At 63.7% G+C, this 1276-nt stretch carries 1 protein-coding gene; it reads left to right on the top strand.

Annotated elements, in window-relative coordinates; translation table 11 throughout:
• Positions 1-8 precede the first annotated feature (8 nt).
• Positions 9-1276 (top strand): Ig-like domain-containing domain (locus AC11W3_RS00455; protein WP_484092295.1); only part of this gene is annotated, 1268 nt, incomplete at its 3' end.

Below are 1276 nucleotides of genomic sequence, written 5' to 3'. Positions count from 1 at the left end.
CCAAGAGGATGGACAAGACTTCCATCACCAGCAGCACCCTGAAGGTCGCGAAATCCGACGGTTCGGCCGTGGCCGGGGTGATCTCCTTCAACGTCGACGGCACCGCCGCCACTTTCTATCCGGAAGCGGCGCTGGAATCCGAAGCTGCCTATCGTGTCACCGTGGACGCCGCCATCAAGGACGTCCAGGGCTACTCCCTCGGCACGGCCACCGTCGCCAACTTCACGGTCAGGAAAACCACTCCTCCCCCGATGCCCCCGGCAGGCGCCATTTCGGCCACCTTCCCGGACGAGAAAGGGGAGATCACCGTCACGGGAACCCAGGGCAGCGCTCCTCCCGACAACACGGTGATGGTTATCAATGACACGACCGGCGAGATCGCGTCATTCCCGCCTGCTGCCGACGGTTCCTTCACCTGGAAGGTTCGGGCCCAGCTGGGCGACGAGATCAAGGTGGTCCTGATGGACCGCTCCGGCAACCAGACCGTCGTTTCCTACATCACCTTCAAGAGTCCCGACGGCCGTTACCTGGTAACCGCCAAGGGGGGCAGGGTGGAAGGTGAGGGGGGCAGCCTCCTCGAGATTCCCGAAGACGCACTCTCCGGCCCTGCCATCGTCAAGGTCACTACCTTGCAACAGGCAGCTCTCCCCAGTCCCGTGCAGGCGCCGGGGAGCTTCCTGGCCGCGGTCAATATAGACACCGGCGGAGCCTCCCTGCGGAAAGATGTTGTTATCTCCGTACCGATGCCGGCTGGTTTCGATCCCAAGACCCCGGTCTTCATCACCAGGCCCAGCGAGATCATCAGCGAGGACGGCAAGACCACCGAGAAGGTCTACGAAATTGTGGACAGCACCAAGATCGTCGGCGACCGCATCAGCTCCGCCTGCGAGCCCTTCCCGGGCGTGTGGCTCGGAGGCCCCCTGGTCTTCACAGCGTTCGTCGACATGCAGCCCATCGTGGTCTCCGGATACACCTACCAGCAGTTGAACGACCTCCCCAGCTACCAGGCTCCCCCCGAAGGCGTGGTGGAAGTCCCGACCAAGGACCCGGTGACCGGCGATCCCGTCTTCAAGTATGACCGTCCGGTGGCGCGTGCCGTCATCCGCTCCCCGGATGCCTGGAACTTCGTCTCCTACACCAACAGCAAAGGTTTCTACGGGACCTTCGCCTCCCTGGCGGTCCTGCCGCCCGAGTTCGCCGGGCCCGATGCCAACTGCAAGCGTTACCGGGTGACCGCTACCCACCCGGCAACGATGAAGAGCGTCACCATGGACGG

It is taken from the genome of Geomonas sp. (assembly GCF_056994735.1).
Note: the sequence above shows the minus strand (reverse complement) of the source record. Positions and strands in the feature narration are given on the sequence as shown.